Raw genomic sequence first — 19,926 nt, forward strand, 5'->3', positions numbered from 1 at the left:
GCCACACCCCTGGCCGCGACCGCGCCCCCTGACCGAAACCACACCCCCGACCGCGACCGCGCCCCGACCGCGCCCACGGCACCATGATCGCGCTACAACCATGATGCAGTGGTCTCCTGGGCACCATCAGGCCACTACATCCATGATCGAGCGTGACCTTGACGGCTGCCGGCTCGCCGATCCGCTCCGGGCGGTCGCGCCGGGTGTTTCGTCCTCAAGATCCGCGCAACATCAGGGATAGTGCTGTCTCCTACGCGCCGGAGGCAGCAACATCCGGGATGTTACTCGGATCTTGGCGCGCGGGCGCGGGGCGCGCAGGCGCGGGGCGCGCAGGCGCGGGGCGCGCAGGCGCGGGGCGCGGGGCGCGCGGGCGCGGAGCGCGGGGCGCGCGGAGCGCGGGGCGCGCGGCGCGGGGGGCGCGGAGCGCGGGGCGCGGGGCGCGCAGGCGCGGAGTCAGGTGATGGGTGGGGGGTTGCTGGCGCGTTCCAGGGCCGGGCCCAAGCGGGTGGCCAGGGCGAGGTGGGCGGCACGGGCCTGGCGGAACGCGTACCGGAACAGCGGTGTCGGCGCGGTCAGGGTGATCTCGACGTCGACGCGGACCAGGCCGTCCGGCTCGGGGCGTAGCCGGGTGTGGTTGTGGACGGTGGTGGCCGGCCACTGACGGGCCACCATGACGATCTCGTCTTCCTCGTTGCTCAGTACGTCCGCGTGGTAGGTGGTTGTGAAGCGCAGCGGGCCGGCCGCCAGCCGGTCGTTGATCGTGTAGCTGGCCTGCGCGCCGGGGCGGGGCGGCAGTCGGCGGACCCGGACGATCAATGGGTGCAGCTCACCCTGCCGGGTCAGGTCACTGAGCAGCGCGGCCGCGTGGGCAACCGAGCATCGGGCCTGAACGGTGTAGCTGAAGGTATCGCTGCTGAGCACACCGTCTCCCGCCGTCGACTGTCGCACGATCGTCCCCTACCGATGTCTGGCTGGCAACGCCCCGCTGGGCGGGCGTCGGAGGATGGGATGCAAGCTACTATTTGTCGTATTAGTGATGAATAACCCAACCGTGCTGAGGGTGGACACCATGAACGGCGACGATCCGGTGAGCGGGCACGTGATGGTCTTCGCGCCAACGCCACAGCTGACGGTGACCGTGGACCAGCCCAACGACCACCCGGAGTTGCACCTGCACCCCGGGGGGCAGGGCGTCTGGCAGGCCCGGATGGTGATGTCGCTCGGCGTCGACGTGGTGCTCTGCGCCGCCCTGGGCGGCGAGATCGGGCAGGTGCTGGAGCCGCTGCTGGTCAGCGAGGGCGTCGACCTCAAGATGGTGGTCCGTGACTCCGGCAGCGGCGGGTACGTGCACGACCGCCGGGGCGGGTCCCGGGAGGAGATCGCCGACGTGCCGGGGCAGCCGTTGAGCCGACACGAACTCGACGAGCTGTACAACCTGGCCCTCGGGGAGGGCTTGGCGGCGGCCGTGAGCATCCTCAGCGGGCCGAACGAGCCGTGGCTCGTCCCCGCCGACCTGTACCGGCGGTTCGCGGCGGACCTCGGCGCCAACGGCGGCCGGGTGGTGGTCGACCTCTCCGGCGATCATCTCTCCGCGGTGCTGGAGAGCGGGGTGTTCTTCCTCAAGGTGAGCCACGAGGAGCTGATCCGCGACGGCCGCGCCCGCACCGACGACAGCGTGGAGTTGACCCGGGCCATGTACGAGCTGCACGCGGCCGGTGCCGAGACGGTGGTGGTGAGCCGGGCCGACCAGCCGGCGCTCGCGCTCATCGACGGGGAGTTGTTCGAGGTCGAGATGCCCCGGCTGGAGGCGGCCGATCCGCGCGGCGCGGGCGACTCGATGACCGCCGGGGTCGCCGCCGTCGTGGCCGGCGGCGGAGACATCCGGACCGCCATCCGGACCGGCGCCGCGGCCGGCGCGTTGAACGTGACCCGGCACGGCCTGGGCACCGGACGGCTGGACTCGATCACCGGGCTGGTGGACCGGGTCCGGCTGGTACCGGCGGACAGCCGGCCACAGGAGCGGACCACCCCCGAGGAGCTGGCCGACCGGGTGGTCGACCGATGACCCTGCGGGTGCTGATCACCAACGACGACGGGATAGCCGCACCCGGCATCCAGGCACTCGCCTGGGCGGCCGTGCAGCGGGGCCTGGACGTGGTGGTCGCCGCGCCCCTGGAGGAGGCGAGCGGCACCAGCGCCGCGATGAGCGCGATGGAACGGGACGGGAGGGTCGTCGTGAACGATCATCCGCTACCGGACCTGGCGGGAGTGCCCGCGTACGGAGTCGGCGGCTCCCCCGGGTTCATCACGCTGATCGCCCTGCACGGCGCGTTCGGTCCGCCGCCGTCGGTGGTGCTCTCCGGAATCAACAGGGGCGCCAACGCCGGCCGGGCGGTGCTGCACTCGGGAACGGTGGGGGCCGCGTTCACCGCCGCCACGAACGGGTGTCGCGCGATGGCGGTCTCCCTCGACGTGCTCTCGGCGGGTGAGGCGACGGCGGCGAGCGGCGGTGCCGCGGTGGACGCCGCCGCCCGGGTACGCGACGCCGAACGGCACTGGAGCACCGCCGCACGGGTCGCCCTGGATCTGCTCCCCCGGTTGACCTCAGCGCCGTTGGAGAGCGTGCTCAACGTGAACGCACCGGACCTGCCGCACGGGGAGTTGCGCGGGGTGCGTCGAGGTGCGCTGGCCAGCTTCGGCCAGGTGCAGATGACGGTGGCCGAATCCGGGCACGGCTACGTGCGTACCTCGTTGGAGGAGCCGGGGCAGGCCGCACAGCCCGGCACCGACGTGGCGTTGCTGGCCGCCGGGTACGCGTCGGTGACGGCCATCCGGGCGGTCACCGAAGCGGCCGACGTGGACCTGACCGGGCTGGACGAGCAGACCTGACGCGGGGGCGTCAGGCACCCGGCAGCACCTCGGGGGTGGCGGCCCCGGCGAAGTAGGGCTCCGGAGCGCCGAACAGGCCGAGCAGACCGGTCACCCAGAGCTGCCGGTGCACGAACCGGCTCGGTTCGGTCACCACCAGCTTGACGTCGCTGACCTCGGCCGTCTGGAAGCCGGCGACCATGGCGCTGATGCCGACGGAGTCGATGAAGGTGACCAGCCTCATGTTGAGCTCGATGCGCAGGGGCCGACCCTTGGCCAGCACCTCCGCGATCGCTTCGCGCACCTCGTACGCTGTGTCGACGTCGATCTCGCCCCGCGGGGCGATCTCCACGACACCACCGGACAGAACCGACTTCACGATCGACAGGCTCACGCGAGCACCTCCACCCGCCCGTCCCCCGGGCGCCTCATCAGTACGCGGGCCGCGACCGAGAGTATTCCTCCAACGGCCTCGGTCGCCACCCCTCGGGATGAGCAATTCGCGGATCCGAGCCAACAAAGCGGCCCATATCCGTACTTTTCAGTATCTGATTACTCAACACTTTTCGTTATCTGCGGCTCGTCGATCAGTCGTGACCGACGCGTCGCCGGACCAGGGTAGCCGTCCGGACCCGGCGCGCCCGACAACCGCCCCACGACGTACGCCCATCCCGCGTGCCACCGGCGTGTCGTCCACGACCCCCGGCCGGATCGGTGCCCGTGGTTGCCGACCCGTCCTAGCATCGGGCCGGGACACCCACCGTGACGGAGAGGACCTTCAATGATCAAGCGACTTGCAGGGCTGGCTGGCGTCGGCGTGCTGCTCGCCCTGGTGCTGGCCTGCGGTTTCGGCGGAGGCGGCGACGATGACGACGATGACGACGACTTCGCCAGGGGCGCTACGGCGGTGGCGGTGCGTTGAGGTACCGCCCGGCCGGGTTTGCGCGCGGGCGACCCTGGGCACTGGCGGGGTAGGCGAACCGTGACGCGCTGAACAGACGCCGAAGTCCGAAGTGGCCGGCGGCTTCGGCACCCGAGGAGGTAACCACGATGTTCGGAACCAACCTGCTGGATCGCCGCAGCAAGCCGGAGCGGATCGCGGACCAGGCGTGGGAGCACCTGGTCTCCGCCGTCAGCTCCGCCGGAGACAGTGTGCGGGACACCGCGCGGTCGGCCCGTCGCAACAGCGGTGACCTGGCCGATGGCGCCGGTGACCTGGTCGGCTCCGCCGCCGAGGAGGCACGCCGCCGTGCTTCGCTGGCCTTCGACGCGCTGGCCGGTCGCCAGCCGGCTCTGCCCTGGACCCTGCTGATCGGCGCGGCCCTGGTCGGCGCGGCGGTCGGCTGGGCCGTCGGTTCCGCCGCGCGGGCCGCCGGCAGCCGGGACGACTCCACCGTCGACGACGTGGAGTTCGTCGACGTGGACCGCCCCAACTCACCGGCGGTCTGACCGACGACCTTCCCCCGCACCGCGCATCCCACGGGCCCCGATCGACCCAGGTCGAACGGGGCCCGTACCGCTGGGGTCGGTACGGGGTGGAACCGGTCCGCCGGGTGCCGGACCCCTCAGGCGGCCCGGCGGACCGGTGCTCGGGTGGTGGTGGTGATGGTGGTGGTGGTGGGCACACCCCGGGGGACGGGGTCGACCGAGTGGGAACGTCGTGGCCCGGGGGACGAGCACGACGCCGGGGACGGACGGAGCTGCCCTGACTCCACCACCCGACGCGACGGCTCCCGCGATCGAGGAACGCGATTACCGTAACCGAAATGCGCTCGTAATGGAAGCGCTCCCACGGGTGGGAGACGGTCCGCGCCGACCGTGTCGTCACCCCTTCCGGGCGAGGACGGTTCACCCGAGGCTGCGGCAGGTTCGACGTCGGCGGGCCTCCGGCTGCGAGTCGCCGCCCGGTTCGCCGACGGAGCACGGGAGGAGGACAGATGGCCATCGCGGAGATCAGCCGTACCGACCAGGACATCCAGTCCGCCGTACTCGACGAGCTGACCTGGGAACCACGGGTGCAGCCACACGAGATCGGCGTGACAGTCGGCGAGGGCGTCGTCACACTGACCGGCCGGGTGGACAGCTACGCGAAGAAGTGGGCCGCCGAACGCGCCGCACACCGGGTCGCCCAGGTCCGGGCGGTCGCCAACGACCTGGCCGTACAACTGGCCGACGGCGCGGAGCGCACCGACCCCGACCTGGCCGCCGCCGCCAGCCACGCACTGGAGTGGGACGCGTTCGTGCCGATCGAGAAGCTCCAGGTCACCGTCTCGGCGGGCTGGGTGACGCTGCACGGCGACGTCGAGTGGGAGTACCAGCGCCGCGCCGCCGAGCGGGCCGTCAGCCGACTGACCGGCGTACGCGGGGTGAGCAACGGCATCGCCGTCCGACCGGCCGCCCCGCCGGACGGTCGGAACCTGGCCGACCGGATCGTCGACGCGCTCGCCCGAGCCGGTGCCACCGAAGCCGAACGGATCAGCGTCCGGGTGCACGGTGACACGGCGGTGCTCGCCGGGTTGGTGCACTCGATGCCCGAGCGGGCGGAGGTCGAGCAGGTGGCGTGGTCCGCGCCCGGCATCCGTGAGGTGCAGAACCACATCGCCGTCGCCCCGGGTCTGCGGTGAGCGAGCGCCCCGCACGGCGCTGAGCCGCCGCCCGGCACGGAACCACCCGGGGTGGGTGAGCCCGTCTCACCCACCCCGGGGGCAGGCTGGGGGCATGAGTGATCCGAACGGGCTGATCCAGCCGGGGCACGCCGCGCCCGGCTTCACCCTGCCGGCCACCCCTGCTGGGGACCCGATGGGGCCCGAGCAGTTCCGCGGCCGACCGGTGGTGCTCGCCTTCTACCCCGCCGACTGGAGCCCGGTCTGCGGTGACCAGATGTCGCTCTACCAGTCCGCCGCCCCCGTCTTCGCGCAGTACCAGGCGGTGGTGCTCGGCATCTCGGTGGACAGCATCTGGTCGCACCGGGCGTTCGCGGAGAGCCGGGGCATCGAGTTCCCACTGCTGGCCGACTTCGAGCCCAAGGGCGAGGTGGCCCGCGCCTACGGCGCGTACCAGCCGCGGGGTGAGGCCGCCCGCGCGCTCGTAGTGCTCGACCCGACGGGGACCGTGGCCTGGAGCCATCTCTCACCGCCCGATGTGAACCCGGGCGCCGACGGCATCTTCGACGCGCTGGACCAACTCGCCGCCGACCGGAAGGTGACGACCGGATGACCACGCCACTGCAGGTCACCGCCCGACTCCGGGACCCGGTGACCACCGAGGACCACATCCGCGGTCCGGCCGACGCGGCCGTCACCGTGGTCGAGTACGGCGACTTCCAGTGCCAGTTCTGCGGTGCGGCGTACCCGAACCTGCACGAGTTGCTGCGGCAGCGGGCCGACACCGTACGGCTGGTCTACCGGTACTTCCCGATCGCCAACGTCCACCCGTACGCCGAACGCGCCGCCGAGACGGCCGAGGCCGCCGGGGTGCGGGGCCGGTTCTGGGAGATGCACGACTGGCTCTACGAGCACCAGGACCAACTCGACCCGGTGCACCTCTCGCTCGGTGTCGAGCAGGTCGGGTTGCCCCCGGACGAGTTGAACGCCGAGGTGGAGAGCCGTGCGCACGCGGACCGGGTGCGCCGGGACTTCGTGGGCGGCATCCGCAGCGGGGTGAACGGCACACCGACCCTGTTCGTCAACGGCGTCCGGCACGACGGCGGCTACGACCTGCCCGACCTGCTGACGGCCGTGGACGCCGCCGGTGACGCCTGACCGCCTCGACCCGCTCAGATCAGCCGCAACTCGCGCGCCCGCCGGACCGCTTCACGCCGGCGGGTCGCGTCGAGTTTGCGGTAGATGTTGCGGACGTGGGTCTTCACCGTGTTGACCGAGAGCGACAGTTCGCCGGCGATCTCCACGTTGGACAGGATGCTCTGCAGGTAACGCAGGATCGTCAGCTCCCGCTCGGTGAGCGGCTCGTCGAGGACGCCCCCCGAGGCGGCGGCGACCGGCCGGGCCGTGCCCGTGCTGGTCCCCCGCACCAGGTCGCTGACCAGCGTGAAGTGCGCCGTACCCGCGTCCAGGTGGGCGGCCAGCAGGTCCCGCACGGGTGGTGCGGCGTGGGTGAAGACCCGCCGACAGCCCTGCGGGCCGGCCAGGTCGAGCACCTCTTCCAGGACCCGACCGGCCCGACGGCCGTCCCCGGCCTGCTCGGCCAGCACGGCGTCCAGCAGGCCCGCGTCCAGGCGTACCGGCAGGGGCCACGCCGTGGCTGTCGGCGACTGCCAGCCCGGCAACGCCCGCCCGGCGGCGGCAGCGTCGCCGGCCAGCAACTCCACCTTCGCCACCGCCACCGCGAGCACCGGGTCGTCGGTCGCACCGGCCAGCAGGTCGCGGGCGGCGTCCAGATCGCCCCGCTCGGCGCGCAGTTCGGCCTCGGCGGCCCGCAGGAGGCTGGTCAGTTCGGTGGCGGAGGGACGGTCGGCCAGCACCGCGCCAGCCCGGACGAGGAGCCGCTGGCCGGCCGCCGGATCACCGGCGTCGCGGTACAACTGCGCCCGGCACAGTGCCGCCACCGCCGCCGCCACCGGTTCGCCGGAGGCGGCGGCGAGCCAGTCCTCGCCGGTGTCGGGCTCGGCGCCGCCGACCCACCCGTCGGCGACGCCGAGCGCCGGACCGGCGAGAGCGAGGTTCGCCGCAGCCTCGTCGGGCTGGTCGCGCAGCAGGGCCACCACTGCCAGCGCCAGGTACGCGTAGGCGCAGTCGAGCCGACAGGACCAGCCTCGGCAAGGTGGCATGCCCAGTGCGTCCCGGGCCGCCTGCTCGGCCGCGCGCAGCTCCCCACGGACCGCGAGCAGAAGTGCGGCGCGGCTGGCGCCGACCAACTCGGTACGCGGCCGACCGGCCTCCCGCGCTGCCGCCCGGGCCCGGACGAAGCGGGCGACCGGCAACGCGCCCTCGGCCAACTCGACGAGCCCCAGCGCGGTGCCGGTGAACGCCCGCAGGTCCGCGTCGTCGGCCGCACCGCCCCCGCCGGTGGTGGGAGCGGAGTTGGACGGCCCACTCGGCCCTGACTCCGGCACCCGGGTCGGCGTGGCACCCGCCGGGCGGGTTCGCAGCAGACGGGCGGCGGCGGCCCGCACCTCCGCCGGGTCGTCGGCGAGCCGGGCCACGCTCACCTCCAACGCGGTGACCAACCGCAGGAACCGGTCCCGACGCGGCACGGGAAGGCCCGCCGCGTGTTCGGCCGCCGCGTGGAGGTGGCCGGTGGCGGCCGGCAGGTCGCCCGCGTACGCGCGCTCGGCGGCACAGGCCAGCGCCACCTCCGGGTCGGCGCGGACCACCTCCGCCGGTGGGGCGGCGGGGGCGGGGGCGGGCGCCGGTTCACTGTCGTACCGGGTCAGGTCCGGCCAGTGCGCGACGAAGAGGTCACCGGCCAGGTCCCACCGACCGGCGGCCAGCGCGTGCCGCAGCCCGTCGGCCGGTCGGCCGTCACCCGCGTACCAGTCGGCGGCCCGCGCATGAAGATCGCGCAGGTCGTCGGCGGGCAGCCGGGCCAGGTCGGCGCGGAGCAGGTCGGCCAGCAGAGGCTCGCAGCGGTACCAGGGCGGGCGGGTGTCGTCCCGGTGCAGCAGACCGCCCGCCCCGGCCAGGTCGGCGAGCGCCTGCCCGGCGTCGGCGCGGCCGGTCAGCGCCTCGGCCAGGTCGGCGCAGACGGTGTCGACGACAGCGGTACGCCGCAGCAGGTCCTCCTCGGCCGGGTCGAGCGTCGCCAGTACCTCCTCGTGCAGGTAGCCGGCGATCTCCGGTTGGTCACCGCCGAACTGTCCCGCCCAGCGCTCCGGGTCGGGCTGACCGCGTACCGCCAGGGCCGCGATGCGCAGCGCGGCCGGCCACCCTCCGGTCCGCTCCCGCAGCCGGCGCACGGCGGCCGCCGGCAGCACGGCGCCGTGCGCGGTGAGCAGGTCGGCCACCTCGTCGTCGGTGAACGCCAACTCGTCCGGGCCGATCTCGGTCAGTTCCCCGGCGAGGCGGAGCCGGTGCAGCGGCAGCTGCAGCCCGGCCCGCGCGCCGATCACCAGACGCAACCGCTGCTCGGCGTGGCGCAGCAGGAACTCCAACCCGGTCAACGTGGCCGGGTCGGCGATGCGGTGCAGGTCGTCCAGGATCAGCAGCACCGGCCGGTCCGCGGCGGCGAGCGAGGCCGCCAGCGCCTCCAGGTGCTCGGGACGCGGCGGTCGGTCGGGCACCGGGCCGCTCTCCGTCGAGCCGGTCGCCGACCGCAACGCCGCCGCGAGGTACGCCCAGAGCCGGTCACCGTCGTCGCCGACCTCCACGGACACCCACGCCGGAACCGGACCGGCCTCGGGCGGGGCCGCGACTTCGCCGGAGTCGGGCACCACCGCACCCGGCTCCACCTCGGCCGGAGCGCCGCCCAGCCGAACCCAGGACGCGAGCAACGTGGTCTTGCCCCAACCGGCGGGAGCGGCGATCCGGGTGACCGGCCCCGCGCTTCCCTCGTCCAACCTGCGCAGCAGTCGGGGTCGGGCCACCACCGGCTCCGGCGGCACGGCCGGAGTCAGTCGGGACGCCAGCAGCGGCGCCGCCCCGACAGACACACGATCCTGTTCCGGCACCCGGCCCCACCCCCACCGCACGTTCCGCCCCCCGGTCGGCGAGCGGTTACCCGGCGGCGGGCGGTTCACCCCTTCCGGGCGAGCACGCTTCACCCGACCGGCACCGACGATCGAGGGACGTGGACAGGGAGGACGGGTGGGACCGATGGGACGGCTGGCGCGGACGGGACCCGCCTTCGGCAGCAGGGCGCTCGCCCGGGCGGCGCGCTCGCTGCGCGTACCCCCGTGGCGGGGTCGGCCGGGCGCGGACGGCGGTGCCGCCACGCGGGCCTGGCCGAGTGCCCCCGCGCGGGGTCGGACCGGCGCGGACGGCGACCCCGGCGCGCCGGCCCGGTGGGAGGTGGTGACTGTCGACCGGCCGCCCGAGCAGGTGCTCCCGGACGGCCGCTGGCCGGAACCGCTGCGCCGCCTGGGCGGGGCGATCGAGGTGCGGGTGCGCCCGGCGCCCGGCGACCGGGGCACGGAGCTGGCCGCCCGGCCGCTGGTCGGCGGGCCCGCACCGGCCGGGTTGGCCGCACACCTGGTCGGCGACGACCCGGCACTGCTGGTACGCCGGACGTTGCGCCAGGTCAAGCAGCGCGTGGAGGCCGGCGAGGTGCTGCGCGCGGACCGGTCCGCGCTGGACCGCCCCGGGGTGCGCGGGTGAGGGCGCTGTGCTGGGTGGCCGCCGACGAGGTGGCGGTACGCGAGGTGCCCGACCCGGAGCTGCGCAACGAGCGGGACGTCATCGTCCGGGTGCGGCGCAGCGCCACCTGCGGCGGTGACCTGCCGCTGCTGGCCGGCCGGGACCCGCTGCTGCGGGCCGGTGACGTGCTCGGGGCCGAGTTCCTGGGCGAGGTGGTCGAGGTCGGGCCCGCGGTGCGCCGGCACCGCACCGGCGACCGGGTCGTCGTCGGCGCGAGCGTCGCCTGCGGTGGCTGCTGGTACTGCCGTCAGGGCCTGCACTCCTGCTGCGACAACGCCAGCGCCGACCTGGCGAGCGCGGACCCCGACCGGGGGCACTCCGACGCGGGGTGCTTCGGCCGACCCCGGGCGGCGGGCGGATTCGCCGGCGGTCACGCCGAGTACGTGCGGGTGCCGTACGCCGACGTGGGGGCGTTCGGGGTGCCGGACGCGGTCGACGACGACCGGGCGGTGTTCGCCGCCGACGCGGCGCCGACCGGGTGGCTCGCGGCCGAGGTGGGTGCGGTGCGCCACGGCGACGTGGTGGCGATCTGGGGCGCCGGTGCGGTGGGCCAGTTGACCGCCCGGGCGGCGGTGCTGCGCGGGGCCGCGCGGGTGCTGGTGGTGGACCGCCACGAGGAGCGGCTGCGGATGGCCGAGCGGCAATGCGGCGCGGAGCCGCTGGACTACCACCGCACCGACGTCGCCGCCGAGCTACGTGACCGCAGCGGTGGACGCGGTCCGGACGTGTGCGTGGTGGCCTCCGGCCCGACGCCCGCCCGATCGTCTGCCGACCGGTTCGGTGGTGGTGGCCACACCGCCGACCGACCGGACGCGCTGCGGGAAGCCGTGTACGCCTGCCGCAAGGGCGGTGTGGTGGTGGTGCTCGGCGCGACCGGCGGCTTCGTCGACGCGTTTCCGCTGGGCACGGTCACCGACCGTCGGCTGACGCTGCGCGGGGTACGTCGGCCGGACCTGCGCGACGTGCCGATGCTGCTGGACCGGATGGCCCGCGACGAGCTGCGGACCGAGCATCTGGCCACCCACCGGCTGCCGCTGGAGCAGGGCCCGCACGGGTACGCGTTGTTCCGGGACCGGACCGACGGTTGCGTGCGGGCCGTGTTCACGCCCTGACGGCCTCGTCGCGATCGGCCATCGGGGGCCACGAATGGCAGACTCCGGGGATGACTGGCGAGCGGACGTACGACGTGGTGCTGTTCGGGGCGACCGGGTTCACCGGAGGGTTGACCGCCGAATACCTGGCCCGGCACGCGCCGGCCGGGCTGCGCTGGGCGCTGGCCGGGCGTGACCGGCAGCGCCTCGCCGCCGTCCGGGCCCGGCTCGCGGCGATCGACCCGACGCTGGCCGAGCTGCCGCTACTGACCGCCGACGTGAGCGACGCCGATTCGCTGCGCGCGGTGGCGGAGAGCGCCCGCGTCGTGGCCAGCACCGTCGGGCCGTACATCCACCACGGGGAGCCGCTGGTCGCGGCCTGCAGTCGGGCCGGCACCGACTACCTGGACATCACCGGCGAGCCGGAGTTCGTCGACCTGATGTACGTGCGCCACCACGACGAGGCGACCCGCACCGGGGCGCGGCTGGTGCACGCCTGCGGGTTCGACTCGATCCCGCACGACCTGGGGGCCTGGTTCACTGTCAAGCACCTGCCCGCCGACGTGCCGATCACCGTGGACGGTTACGTACGCGCCGGTGGTCGGTTCTCCGCCGGCACGTACCATTCCGCGCTCACCGCGTTCTCCCGCACGGCACAGGCCGGCCGGGCCGCCCGGGACCGCCGCGCGGTCGAGCCGCGCCCCACCGACCGTCGGGTCCGGGCGGTACCCGGCCGGCTGGCCCGCTCCGCCGAGCTGGGCATCTGGACCGTCCCGCTGCCGACCATCGACCCGCAGGTGGTCAGCCGTTCGGCTGCGACCCGACCGGAGTACGGCCCGGACTTCCGCTACCGGCACTTCGCCGCGGTGAAGCGGCTGCCCACCGTGCTGGCCGGCGCGGCCGGGCTCGGCGCGCTGATCGGGCTGGTGAAGCTGCCACCGACTCGACGGTGGCTGCTCGGTCGGCTCTCCTCCGGGCAGGGGCCGACCGCCGAGCAGCGGGCCGGGTCCTGGTTCCGGGTGCGGTTCGTCGGCACCGGCGGCGGACGTCGGGTGGTCACCGAGGTGGCCGGCGGCGACCCGGGCTACGACGAGACGGCGAAGATGCTCGGCGAGTCGGCGCTCTGCCTGGCGCTCGACGACCTGCCGCCGAGCGCCGGGCAGCTCACCCCGGTCGCCGCGATGGGTGACGCGCTGCTCGACCGGCTCGTCCGGGCCGGGCTCACCTTCCGGGTGCTGAACGCCTCGGCTTGACCCTCGACCGGGTCGAGGGGGGAGGATGCCCGGCGTGAGCGACCTGCACAGCATCGGTGAGCTGGCCCGGGCCAGTGGTCTGACGGTCAGCGCGCTGCGCTTCTACGACTCGGCGGGGGTGCTGCAACCGGCGCTGGTCGACCCGGTGACCGGCTACCGCTGGTACACCGACGAGCAGGTCGCGCCGGCCCGCCTGGTGGCCGGGCTACGCCGCATCGGCATGCCGGTTCCGGAGATCGCCGCCGCGGTACGCGCCGAGCCGACGGCGGTGCACCGGCTGCTCGACACGCACCTGCGTCGGCTGGTCGACGGGCTCGCCGACGCCCGCCGTGAGGTGACCCGGCTGCGGGCACTCGTCGACCCGACCCCGCCGACCAGCACCACGCTGCTGCTCTCCCCCGCCGACCTGGCCGCCGCGCTCGACGCGGTGCGCTTCGCCGTCGGCGCCGACCCGGAGCTGCCGATGCTCTCCGGCGTGCTGCTCGACGTGGAGTCCGACGGCGTGCGGCTGGTCGCCACCGACCGGTACCGGCTCGCGCTGGCCCGGGCCGGGGCCGACGTCGACGGTCCCCCGGTGCGGGCGTTCGCCCCCGTCGACCTCGTCGACCAGGTCCGGGTGCTGCTCACCGCCGCCGACGCCCGGCCGGTACGGCTGACCGTGGCGGGCGCGGACCTGCGGGTGCTGGTGGCCGGACGGACACTGACCGGCACCGCCCTGCCGTACGACTTCCCGGACTACCGTCGACTGGTGCGCCAGGCCGTCGGCGAGCGGCCCACCGCCCGTCGCATCCCGGTGGACGTGGCGGCGCTGCGCGCCGCGCTGTCCGACCCGGCGGCGCCCACCGTCGCCCGCGATCACGACGGCACGGCGCGGACGGTCACCGTGCTCGGCGTCGACGACGCCGGTGGCCTGCGGCTGCTCCCGGACAGCGACCTGACCTCGGACACGCTGCGGGTCGGGGTGGACGGCGGCTACCTGCTGGACGCGTTGAACGCGACCGGCGCGTCGCAACTGGTGCTGGAGTTGGACGGGCCGATCGCCCCGCTGGCCGTACGCCGGACGGACGACGCGGACACCTACTCGGTGCTGATGCCGATCCGGCTGTAGAACCTCCCCGTCCCGGCCCGACGGGGCCGCGACGGTAGCATCTGGTGGTTCACCTGTGACCCCGGACGGAGGCGTACGGAGCAGCATGCTCGACATGGAGTTGATCCGGAAGGATCGCGAGGCGGTGGCGACCGCGCTGGCGAAGCGACTGGATCCCGCCGAGGTCACCCGGTCCCTGGACGAGATCCAGCGGCTCGACCAGGAACGACGCGCGCTGATCACGGAGATCGACGCCGAGCGGCAGCGCCGCAAGGCCGAGGCCCGGGCGTACGCGCAGGCCAAGCGCGCCGGTGAGGAGCCGCAGGTCGCCGCGCCGGACGCCGAACGTCGGCAGCTCGCCGACCTGGAGTCCCAGCTGGACGAGGTGCAGGCCCGGCTGCGCGACGCGATGAGCGAGCTGCCCAACCTGCCCAGCGATGACGTGGTGGCCGGCGGCAAGGAAGCCAACCGGGTCGTGAAGACCTTCGGTGAGCCTCCGGTGATCGAGAAGGTCCGCGACCACGTGGAGCTGAGCCGGGCGTTGGGCCTGGTCGACTACGAGCGCGGCGTCAAGCTCGGCGGGTCCGGTTTCTGGATCTACACCGGCATCGGCGCCCGGCTGGAGTGGGCGCTGCTCAACTACTTCGTCGACCAGCACATCAGGGCCGGCTACGAGTTCCTGCTCCCGCCGCACCTGCTGCTGGACTCGGCCGGTTTCGCCGCCGGGCAGTTCCCCAAGTTCTACGACGACGTCTACCACCTGGACTCGGCGTCCGCCCTGCGCGGCCAGTTCCTGCTGCCGACGTCGGAGACGGCGATCCTCGGCGCGTACCAGGACGAGATCCTGGAGACCCCGAAGCTGCCACTGAAGGCGTTCGCGTACACCCCGTGCTACCGGCGGGAGTCGGCCGGCTCGCACTCGGACGAGCGCGGCACCGTGCGCGGCCACCAGTTCAACAAGGTGGAGATCTTCCAGTTCACCCTTCCGGAGCAGGCCGACGCCGCGCTGGAGGAGATGCTCGCCCACGCGGAGAGCCTGGTCGAGGGGCTGGGCCTGCACTACCAGCGCACGCTGCTCTCGGCCGGCGACGCCAGCGCCTCGATGAAGAAGACGCTCGACATCGAGGTGTGGATGCCGAGCACCGGGAAGTACAAGGAGGTGTCGTCGGTCTCCTGGGCCGGTGACTACCAGGCGCGTCGGGCCGCCATCCGCTACCGCGAGCCGGGCGGCAAGCAGACCCGTTTCGTGCACACGCTCAACGGTTCGGCGCTGGCCACCAGCCGGCTCTTCCCGGCCATCCTGGAGCAGTACCAGCAGGCCGACGGCAGCGTCCTGGTCCCGAAGGTCCTCCAGGAGCGCCTGGGCACCGACCGGCTGACCCCCCTGCGCTGAATCAGTCGGCGGCGGGGCTGGTGCGATCCGCACCAGCCCCGCCGCCGATTCAGCTGGTCGATCCCGACGGTTCAGGCACCGAACGCCTCCACGGAGGTCAGCCGGGCGTCACCGGGCTGCCAGTCGGCGACCGCGATCGCCAGGTACCGGGCGGACGAGCCGGTCGAGATGGTGGTCTCGGGTTTCGGCTTCGGAACCGAGGCGACCGTCACGTAGCCGAGTCCGTCGGCGGAGGTGGCCACGGTGACCGGCCGCCGACGACCGGGAGTCCAGCTCAGGCGGATCGAGGCCAGATCCCGCAGCGATCCGAGGTCGATCACCATTCGGCCGTTCGGGCCGGGTTGCCAGGCCGTCCCCGGGTCGCCGTCGACGGCGGCCGACGGGTCGGTCATGCCGGCTGGGAGCGGTGACGTCGGGTAGGTCGTCCGGGACCGGGCCAGGTCCCTGGTCGGCGTCACCGTCTCCCCCGCGAACGCGACGTCCTTGCGGTGTCCGGCGGGGACCGTCACCCGCTGTCGGGCGCCGCCGGACGCGGACTCCACCTGCACCTTCACGATGTGCCCGGCGGGTGCGGTGATTCGGACGTGGTGCGAGTCGGTGACGTCGAACCGGGTACCGGCGGGAATCGCCTTCTCCGGCTGTGCCGCCGTCACGGTGAACCGGGGCGGCTCGACGCGTGCGGTCGCGGCGGCGAGGTCGACCTGGTAGGTGGTGGTTCCCGATCCGGTGATCTGGCTTCCGTGGTACAGCCGCAGCGTGGTGCTCTGCGGAAGCGTGACGGCCGCCGTGGTGACGTCGTCGCCGGACAGGTTGAACAGGCTCAGGTATCCGTCCGCGTCACTGACCCGCAACGCCTCCGGACCGCCGCTGGGCAGGGTTCGCGACGCCGCGGCGGCCAGGGCCGACCGGCTCGCGCCCGCGTACCCCTCGATGATCAGCCGAGTGCTGCCGGCGGCTGGTCCGCTGGACAGGGTGACGGTGGTGGCGGTCACGGTGATCGGATTCTCGGCGTTGTGGACCACCAGACCCGCTCGTCCGTCGACGTCCAGCCAGGAACCGGTGATGGTCGGGCTGTCCGGCACCACCGCCGCGTCGGTCCAGGTGGTGCCGTCGAGCGAGGTCTGGATGACGTAGCGGGTGCCGTACGCGGCCTCCCAGTCCAGGCGTACGCCGCTGATGTCGACGGCCTCGCCGAGGTCGACGGCGAGCCAACTGTCCGCGCGGGCGCGTTCCTCCCGGGCGACCGCCCAGCGGGTGCCGGCGTTACCGTCGGTCGCCCGCACCGCCGGGTAGGCGGGGTCGGCGGACGAGGCCGTGGTGGGCCGGCCGGTGGCGAGGTCGACCCCGCTGGCGTCGAGCACGGCGAACGCGAACAGCGAGTAGCCGTACTGGGTGGCGGGAGATCGGCCGAGCATCCGCACGTGCCGGGCCGCACGGGGCGCGAAGCTGATCTGGTCGGTTCCGCCGTCGCCGACGCCCGATTGTCCGGCCAGGGTGACGGATCCCTGTTCGCCGGTGAAGGTACGGCTGCCGGTGAGCCCGGGAACGCCGGGCATGTTCAGGTTGAACACCGTGAACACGCCCTCGTCGGCACCGGTGCCGGTGGTGGCGTACACGACCGTACCGGTGGGCAGCGTGACGTATCCGGCGGTGCCGCCGGCGACGCGTAGAACGGTCGCCGTGGCGTCGACACCGTCCCGGGCCACTGTGTACGCGGCGGAGGTGCGGCCGAGGACCGGCGCGGACTGCCTCGGCAGCAGCGAGGCGGCCCGGGTGTCGAACAGCCAGTTGTCGTGGGCGGGGGCCCACTGGAACGAGACGAATCCGGTCTTGCTGACGGCCGCGGCGAAGGCGGCCGGGGTCTGGTGGGCGGTCAGCCCGGCCTGCGACCCGAAGTCCCGGGTGCCCGCCGCCGCCGCGAAGAACGTGCTGCCGGCGACCGGCTGGACCACGCCGCCGTTGGCCGCCCGCCAGGCATGGAAGAGGTAACTGATGGCGACCTCGGCCCGGGCTTCGGGCTCGTACTTCGGCTCGCCGCTGAACTTGGTGAGCCGATTCTCGGGCGGGTAGTTCAGGTAGGGCATGAGCCGCTCGGCGAGGTCCGCCTCGGCCCGGGCGGCGTGCCGGTCACCCTGGACCTGCGCGAGGAAGGCGAGCGGCAGGACATCACGGCCGTACAGGTGGTAGCGGTCCGCGACCATCGGCATGAAGGGTTCGCCGGCATCGCTGGCCAGCAGCCGCATGGTCCGCCACAGTTGGTCGCCGTTGGGCTGCCGGGAAAGTGCCTCGGGGAGCGGTTGGCCGGCGGTCAGGAAGTGCGCCGCGGTACGACCCGCGGTGCGCCACAGTTCTTCCTGGTAGTGCGGGCCGAAGGAGTTGTGGTTCTCGACCAGGAACGTGTCGTGGATGTTGTGGGCGGTGTTCCAGTCCGCGATCGCCCGCCCGTCGACGAGGGCGGGGTTGGCCCGGTCGGCTGCCGGTAGTCCACTCGCGTTGAGCGTCCACATCGAGAACCGCTCGCGCCACGCCGCGGCGGCGGGGTCGTCCGGTGCCCAGGCCAGGCCGGGCGCGATCGCCTGGGCGTAGACCCCCATCTCCTCGAGCTTGGTGTCACCGATCCAGCCACCGGTGAGCCCGTTCGGCGTCCAACTGCCACTCAGCGGGTCGTTACCGGTGCCGAGGGAGTGGGCGTACGCGGCCTGCCCGCGGGCGATGCGATCGACGTTGGTGCGGGTCACCTCGTCCAGGTCGGACCAGAGCAGTCGGGCGGCCAGGACGAAGTACAGCTCGAAGGTGCTGTCCCAGAACAGCTGTCGTCCCCACTCGGTGCCGCCGGCGAGCCGGTTGGTGGCCGCGAACCGGCGGATGGTGGCGACGGTACGGGCGTGCAGCGTGTCCCGGTCGACGCCTGCTGCCGCCGGGTCGTACCCGGGCGAGATGAGCAGGACCGCGTTACCGAGGACGACCGCGAACCTGAAGTCCGCGAGGCGGTACGCGTTGATCGCCGGATCCCACTGCTCCTCGGCCCATCGGGTGTGGGCCAGCAGCAGCGCGTGGTAGGTGTCGGCAACCGGGCCGGTAGCCGCAGCCGGGAACGTGGTGGCGGCTGGCGCGGCCTGGGCGGCGGCGGGTCGGGCGATGGCGAGGCCGGCGCCGACGGCACCGCCGAGGATGAGGAGCCGCCGCCTGCTCAGCTCGAATTCGGATATGCGCATGGTGGTCCTTCGGTGGTGACAACGTTGTCAGCCAGCCTCCGATGATCGTTTCCAGATGTCAAGACCACCCCGTCACCTCAGGTCCGCGGCCCGTTCCGACGGTCGATCATGACGTTATCGCCCGTCACCCCGGCGTGTCGGGGCGATGACGTCATGGTCGACGGCGGCGGGGGTCGGGCGGTGGGGGGCGCGCTTCGCCAGGAGCGCGGTCAGGAGGAGAAGGGCCAGGGCGGCCAGCAGGACCGTTGGGCCGGCCCGATCCACAGTGTCGGCCAGGGCTCGCTGAACCTGGGCGGCTGTTCGGATGACCGGATCGTGCAGGGCGTCGCGGCGGCCGGCGGCCAGCCGTAGCTCGTACCAGCCGTACCACGCGACGTAACCACCGGCCACCAGCAGCATCAGACCGCTGAGCCGGGGCACCAACGCCCCGGCGACGCGCAGCCGCGCCACCAGCCCGTCGCGCAGCAGCGCCACCCCGAGCGCGGCGACCGCGACCACCAGACCCATCCCGAGGGCGTACGCCCCGAACAGCGCCAGCCCACGCCCGGTCGAACCGGCCTGGAGGCTGGTCACCACGATGGCCAGGAACGGGGCGATGGCACAGCCGAGCGACGCCAACGCGTACGCCGCGCCGAACAGGGCCATCGACGGCCAGGACCGGGTCAGCCGGGGCGCTCGGGCCGACCGGCCGAGGGTGGGCAGTCGCCGTCCGGCGAGCAGCCAGCAACCGGCCAGCACCAGCAGCACACCGAGGGTCACGGTCAGCCACGGCAGGCGGGGCCGCAGCCAGCCGGCCAGCGGCGCGAGCGCCAGGCCGAACGCGCCGAAGACCAGCACGTACCCCACTGTCAGCCCGGCCGCCGCGGTGAGCGCGCGGCCGACCGCGCCGCGAGTGTCCGACGCTCCGGCGACCAACAGCGAGAGGTACGCGGGCAGCAGCGCGAAGCCGCACGGGTTGACCGCCCCGAGCATGCCGGCGGTCAGCGCGAGCAGCAGCGCGGCGGTCACGCCCCGGCCAGGGCGGCGACGCGGGCGCTGAGCGCCTCACCGTCCAGGAATCCCTGGTGGACCACAGCACCGGTCCGGTCGATGATCACGAAAATGCTCTGCTCGGTCACCTTGAACCGCTTCCAGAGCGCACCCTTGCGGTCGTCGACCTGGGTCGTCCCGGCGAGTTCGAACTCGGTGACGAACTCCTTCATCGCCCGCTGCTCGCCCAGCCCGGCGACGCCGACGATCGGCACGGTGTCCCGGTATTTCGGCGCGATCTCGGCCACCGTCCACGCCTGACTGGCGCAGGTGGCGCACCACGGCGCCCAGAACCACAGCACCACCGGCTTGCCGGCGAGCTGCGCCGCGTCGAACGCCGCACCGGTGAGGGTGGTCCCGGTGAAGCGCAGGACGTCCGGGACCTGCGCCGCGGCAGCCGGCGGTCCGCCGGTCGGGGTGGGCGGGGGCGGTGTCGCGGTCGGCGCGGCACCGGTCGAGGCCGGGGCCGATCCGGCGGCGGTGGGTCCGCCCGGCGCGGTGCCGGTGCAGGCGGCGACGCCGAACAGGGCCACCACGAGCGCCCCAGCGGTGGCGCCACGACGTACCGGTCCGGCCGCTGTCCAGCGGCGCAGCTGCCCGGCCGCCGTCCACGTCCTGCTGATCCGCATCCGCTTCTCCGTCTCCGGTCCGGAAGGGACCCTTGCTGGACCTGGGGCCTA

The 19,926-nt window shown here is 73.8% G+C and carries 18 protein-coding genes; 12 read left to right on the plus strand and 6 right to left on the minus strand.

Annotated features, from left to right (window positions below):
* Positions 1-453: 453 nt before the first annotated feature.
* On the minus strand, positions 454-921 hold the full coding sequence (locus tag O7616_RS28755; protein WP_282304820.1) for an SRPBCC family protein: 468 nt from the start codon (positions 919-921) through the stop codon (positions 454-456).
* A gap of 148 nt (positions 922-1,069) precedes the next feature.
* Between O7616_RS28755 and O7616_RS28760 the strand changes: the two genes are divergently transcribed.
* A complete protein-coding gene (locus O7616_RS28760) occupies positions 1,070-2,065 on the plus strand; it encodes a PfkB family carbohydrate kinase (protein WP_282257317.1) in 996 nt (331 codons plus the stop codon).
* Positions 2,062-2,889 (plus strand): 5'/3'-nucleotidase SurE, encoded by an 828-nt coding sequence (locus O7616_RS28765; RefSeq protein WP_282257314.1) that lies wholly within the window; start codon positions 2,062-2,064, stop codon positions 2,887-2,889. Before O7616_RS28760 ends, O7616_RS28765 begins: the two co-directional genes overlap by 4 nt.
* A 10-nt stretch (positions 2,890-2,899) precedes the next feature.
* On the opposite strand, the gene O7616_RS28770 is transcribed toward O7616_RS28765, so the two are convergent.
* Positions 2,900-3,262: an STAS domain-containing protein gene (locus O7616_RS28770; RefSeq protein WP_030330302.1), complete on the minus strand. Its 363-nt coding sequence runs from the start codon at positions 3,260-3,262 to the stop codon at positions 2,900-2,902.
* Between the two features lie 387 nt (positions 3,263-3,649).
* Here O7616_RS28770 and O7616_RS28775 point away from each other — a divergent pair, with 387 nt between their 5' ends.
* The 5 genes from O7616_RS28775 (at position 3,650) to O7616_RS28795 (ending at position 6,629) form a co-directional block, all read left to right on the plus strand.
* On the plus strand, positions 3,650-3,790 hold the full coding sequence (locus O7616_RS28775; RefSeq protein ID WP_282257313.1) for a hypothetical protein: 141 nt from the start codon (positions 3,650-3,652) through the stop codon (positions 3,788-3,790).
* Between the two features lie 128 nt (positions 3,791-3,918).
* Complete coding sequence (locus O7616_RS28780; RefSeq protein ID WP_282257311.1) at positions 3,919-4,317, plus strand: hypothetical protein; 399 nt, start codon at positions 3,919-3,921, stop codon at positions 4,315-4,317.
* A gap of 488 nt (positions 4,318-4,805) precedes the next feature.
* Positions 4,806-5,492, plus strand: coding sequence for a BON domain-containing protein (locus O7616_RS28785; RefSeq protein WP_282304821.1), 687 nt, complete (start codon positions 4,806-4,808; stop codon positions 5,490-5,492).
* A gap of 94 nt (positions 5,493-5,586) precedes the next feature.
* Positions 5,587-6,084, plus strand: coding sequence for a redoxin domain-containing protein (locus O7616_RS28790; protein ID WP_282304822.1), 498 nt, complete (start codon positions 5,587-5,589; stop codon positions 6,082-6,084).
* Positions 6,081-6,629 carry a DsbA family protein gene (locus O7616_RS28795; RefSeq protein WP_282257306.1) on the plus strand — a complete coding sequence of 183 codons (549 nt, stop codon included), beginning with the start codon at positions 6,081-6,083 and terminating at the stop codon, positions 6,627-6,629. The genes O7616_RS28790 and O7616_RS28795 overlap by 4 nt, the downstream gene beginning before the upstream one ends.
* Positions 6,630-6,643: 14 nt before the next feature.
* Here O7616_RS28795 and O7616_RS28800 read toward each other — a convergent pair whose 3' ends face one another.
* On the minus strand, positions 6,644-9,562 hold the full coding sequence (locus O7616_RS28800; RefSeq protein ID WP_282307760.1) for a LuxR C-terminal-related transcriptional regulator: 2,919 nt from the start codon (positions 9,560-9,562) through the stop codon (positions 6,644-6,646).
* Between the two features lie 67 nt (positions 9,563-9,629).
* Here O7616_RS28800 and O7616_RS28805 point away from each other — a divergent pair, with 67 nt between their 5' ends.
* The 5 genes from O7616_RS28805 (at position 9,630) to serS (ending at position 15,002) form a co-directional block, all read left to right on the plus strand.
* Positions 9,630-10,139 carry a hypothetical protein gene (locus tag O7616_RS28805; protein ID WP_282304823.1) on the plus strand — a complete coding sequence of 170 codons (510 nt, stop codon included), beginning with the start codon at positions 9,630-9,632 and terminating at the stop codon, positions 10,137-10,139.
* Positions 10,136-11,290 (plus strand): alcohol dehydrogenase catalytic domain-containing protein, encoded by a 1,155-nt coding sequence (locus O7616_RS28810; RefSeq protein ID WP_282304825.1) that lies wholly within the window; start codon positions 10,136-10,138, stop codon positions 11,288-11,290. The genes O7616_RS28805 and O7616_RS28810 overlap by 4 nt, the downstream gene beginning before the upstream one ends.
* A gap of 50 nt (positions 11,291-11,340) precedes the next feature.
* Positions 11,341-12,522, plus strand: a complete 1,182-nt coding sequence (locus tag O7616_RS28815; protein ID WP_282304826.1) for a saccharopine dehydrogenase NADP-binding domain-containing protein — start codon at positions 11,341-11,343, stop codon at positions 12,520-12,522.
* Between the two features lie 43 nt (positions 12,523-12,565).
* Positions 12,566-13,630 (plus strand): MerR family transcriptional regulator, encoded by a 1,065-nt coding sequence (locus O7616_RS28820; protein ID WP_282307761.1) that lies wholly within the window; start codon positions 12,566-12,568, stop codon positions 13,628-13,630.
* 85 nt (positions 13,631-13,715) lie between these two features.
* Positions 13,716-15,002, plus strand: a complete 1,287-nt coding sequence (gene serS, locus O7616_RS28825) for a serine--tRNA ligase (protein WP_282307762.1) — start codon at positions 13,716-13,718, stop codon at positions 15,000-15,002.
* Positions 15,003-15,073: 71 nt separating this feature from the next.
* Here serS and O7616_RS28830 read toward each other — a convergent pair whose 3' ends face one another.
* The 3 genes from O7616_RS28830 to O7616_RS28840 form a co-directional block, all read right to left on the minus strand.
* Positions 15,074-18,217, minus strand: coding sequence for a discoidin domain-containing protein (locus O7616_RS28830; RefSeq protein WP_282304827.1), 3,144 nt, complete (start codon positions 18,215-18,217; stop codon positions 15,074-15,076).
* Between the two features lie 114 nt (positions 18,218-18,331).
* Entirely contained in the window at positions 18,332-19,225 is an 894-nt protein-coding gene (locus tag O7616_RS28835) for a cytochrome c biogenesis CcdA family protein (protein ID WP_282304828.1), read from the minus strand.
* Positions 19,222-19,875, minus strand: a complete 654-nt coding sequence (locus O7616_RS28840; RefSeq protein ID WP_282304829.1) for a redoxin family protein — start codon at positions 19,873-19,875, stop codon at positions 19,222-19,224. Before O7616_RS28840 ends, O7616_RS28835 begins: the two co-directional genes overlap by 4 nt.
* Positions 19,876-19,926 lie beyond the last annotated feature (51 nt).

The organism is Micromonospora sp. WMMD964 (genome assembly GCF_029581455.1).
Classification (GTDB): domain Bacteria; phylum Actinomycetota; class Actinomycetes; order Mycobacteriales; family Micromonosporaceae; genus Micromonospora.

Excerpts from the sequence above, each read along its gene's own strand:
- O7616_RS28760 (WP_282257317.1), top strand. The coding sequence starts at position 1,070 with ATGAACGGCGACGATCCGGTGAGCGGGCACGTGATGGTCTTCGCGCCA.
- O7616_RS28765 (WP_282257314.1), top strand. The coding sequence starts at position 2,062 with ATGACCCTGCGGGTGCTGATCACCAACGACGACGGGATAGCCGCACCC.
- O7616_RS28775 (WP_282257313.1), top strand. The coding sequence starts at position 3,650 with ATGATCAAGCGACTTGCAGGGCTGGCTGGCGTCGGCGTGCTGCTCGCC.
- O7616_RS28780 (WP_282257311.1), top strand. The coding sequence starts at position 3,919 with ATGTTCGGAACCAACCTGCTGGATCGCCGCAGCAAGCCGGAGCGGATC.
- O7616_RS28785 (WP_282304821.1), top strand. The coding sequence starts at position 4,806 with ATGGCCATCGCGGAGATCAGCCGTACCGACCAGGACATCCAGTCCGCC.
- O7616_RS28790 (WP_282304822.1), top strand. The coding sequence starts at position 5,587 with ATGAGTGATCCGAACGGGCTGATCCAGCCGGGGCACGCCGCGCCCGGC.
- O7616_RS28795 (WP_282257306.1), top strand. The coding sequence starts at position 6,081 with ATGACCACGCCACTGCAGGTCACCGCCCGACTCCGGGACCCGGTGACC.
- O7616_RS28815 (WP_282304826.1), top strand. The coding sequence starts at position 11,341 with ATGACTGGCGAGCGGACGTACGACGTGGTGCTGTTCGGGGCGACCGGG.
- serS (WP_282307762.1), top strand. The coding sequence starts at position 13,716 with ATGCTCGACATGGAGTTGATCCGGAAGGATCGCGAGGCGGTGGCGACC.
- O7616_RS28830 (WP_282304827.1), bottom strand. The coding sequence starts at position 18,217 with ATGCGCATATCCGAATTCGAGCTGAGCAGGCGGCGGCTCCTCATCCTC.
- O7616_RS28840 (WP_282304829.1), bottom strand. The coding sequence starts at position 19,875 with ATGCGGATCAGCAGGACGTGGACGGCGGCCGGGCAGCTGCGCCGCTGG.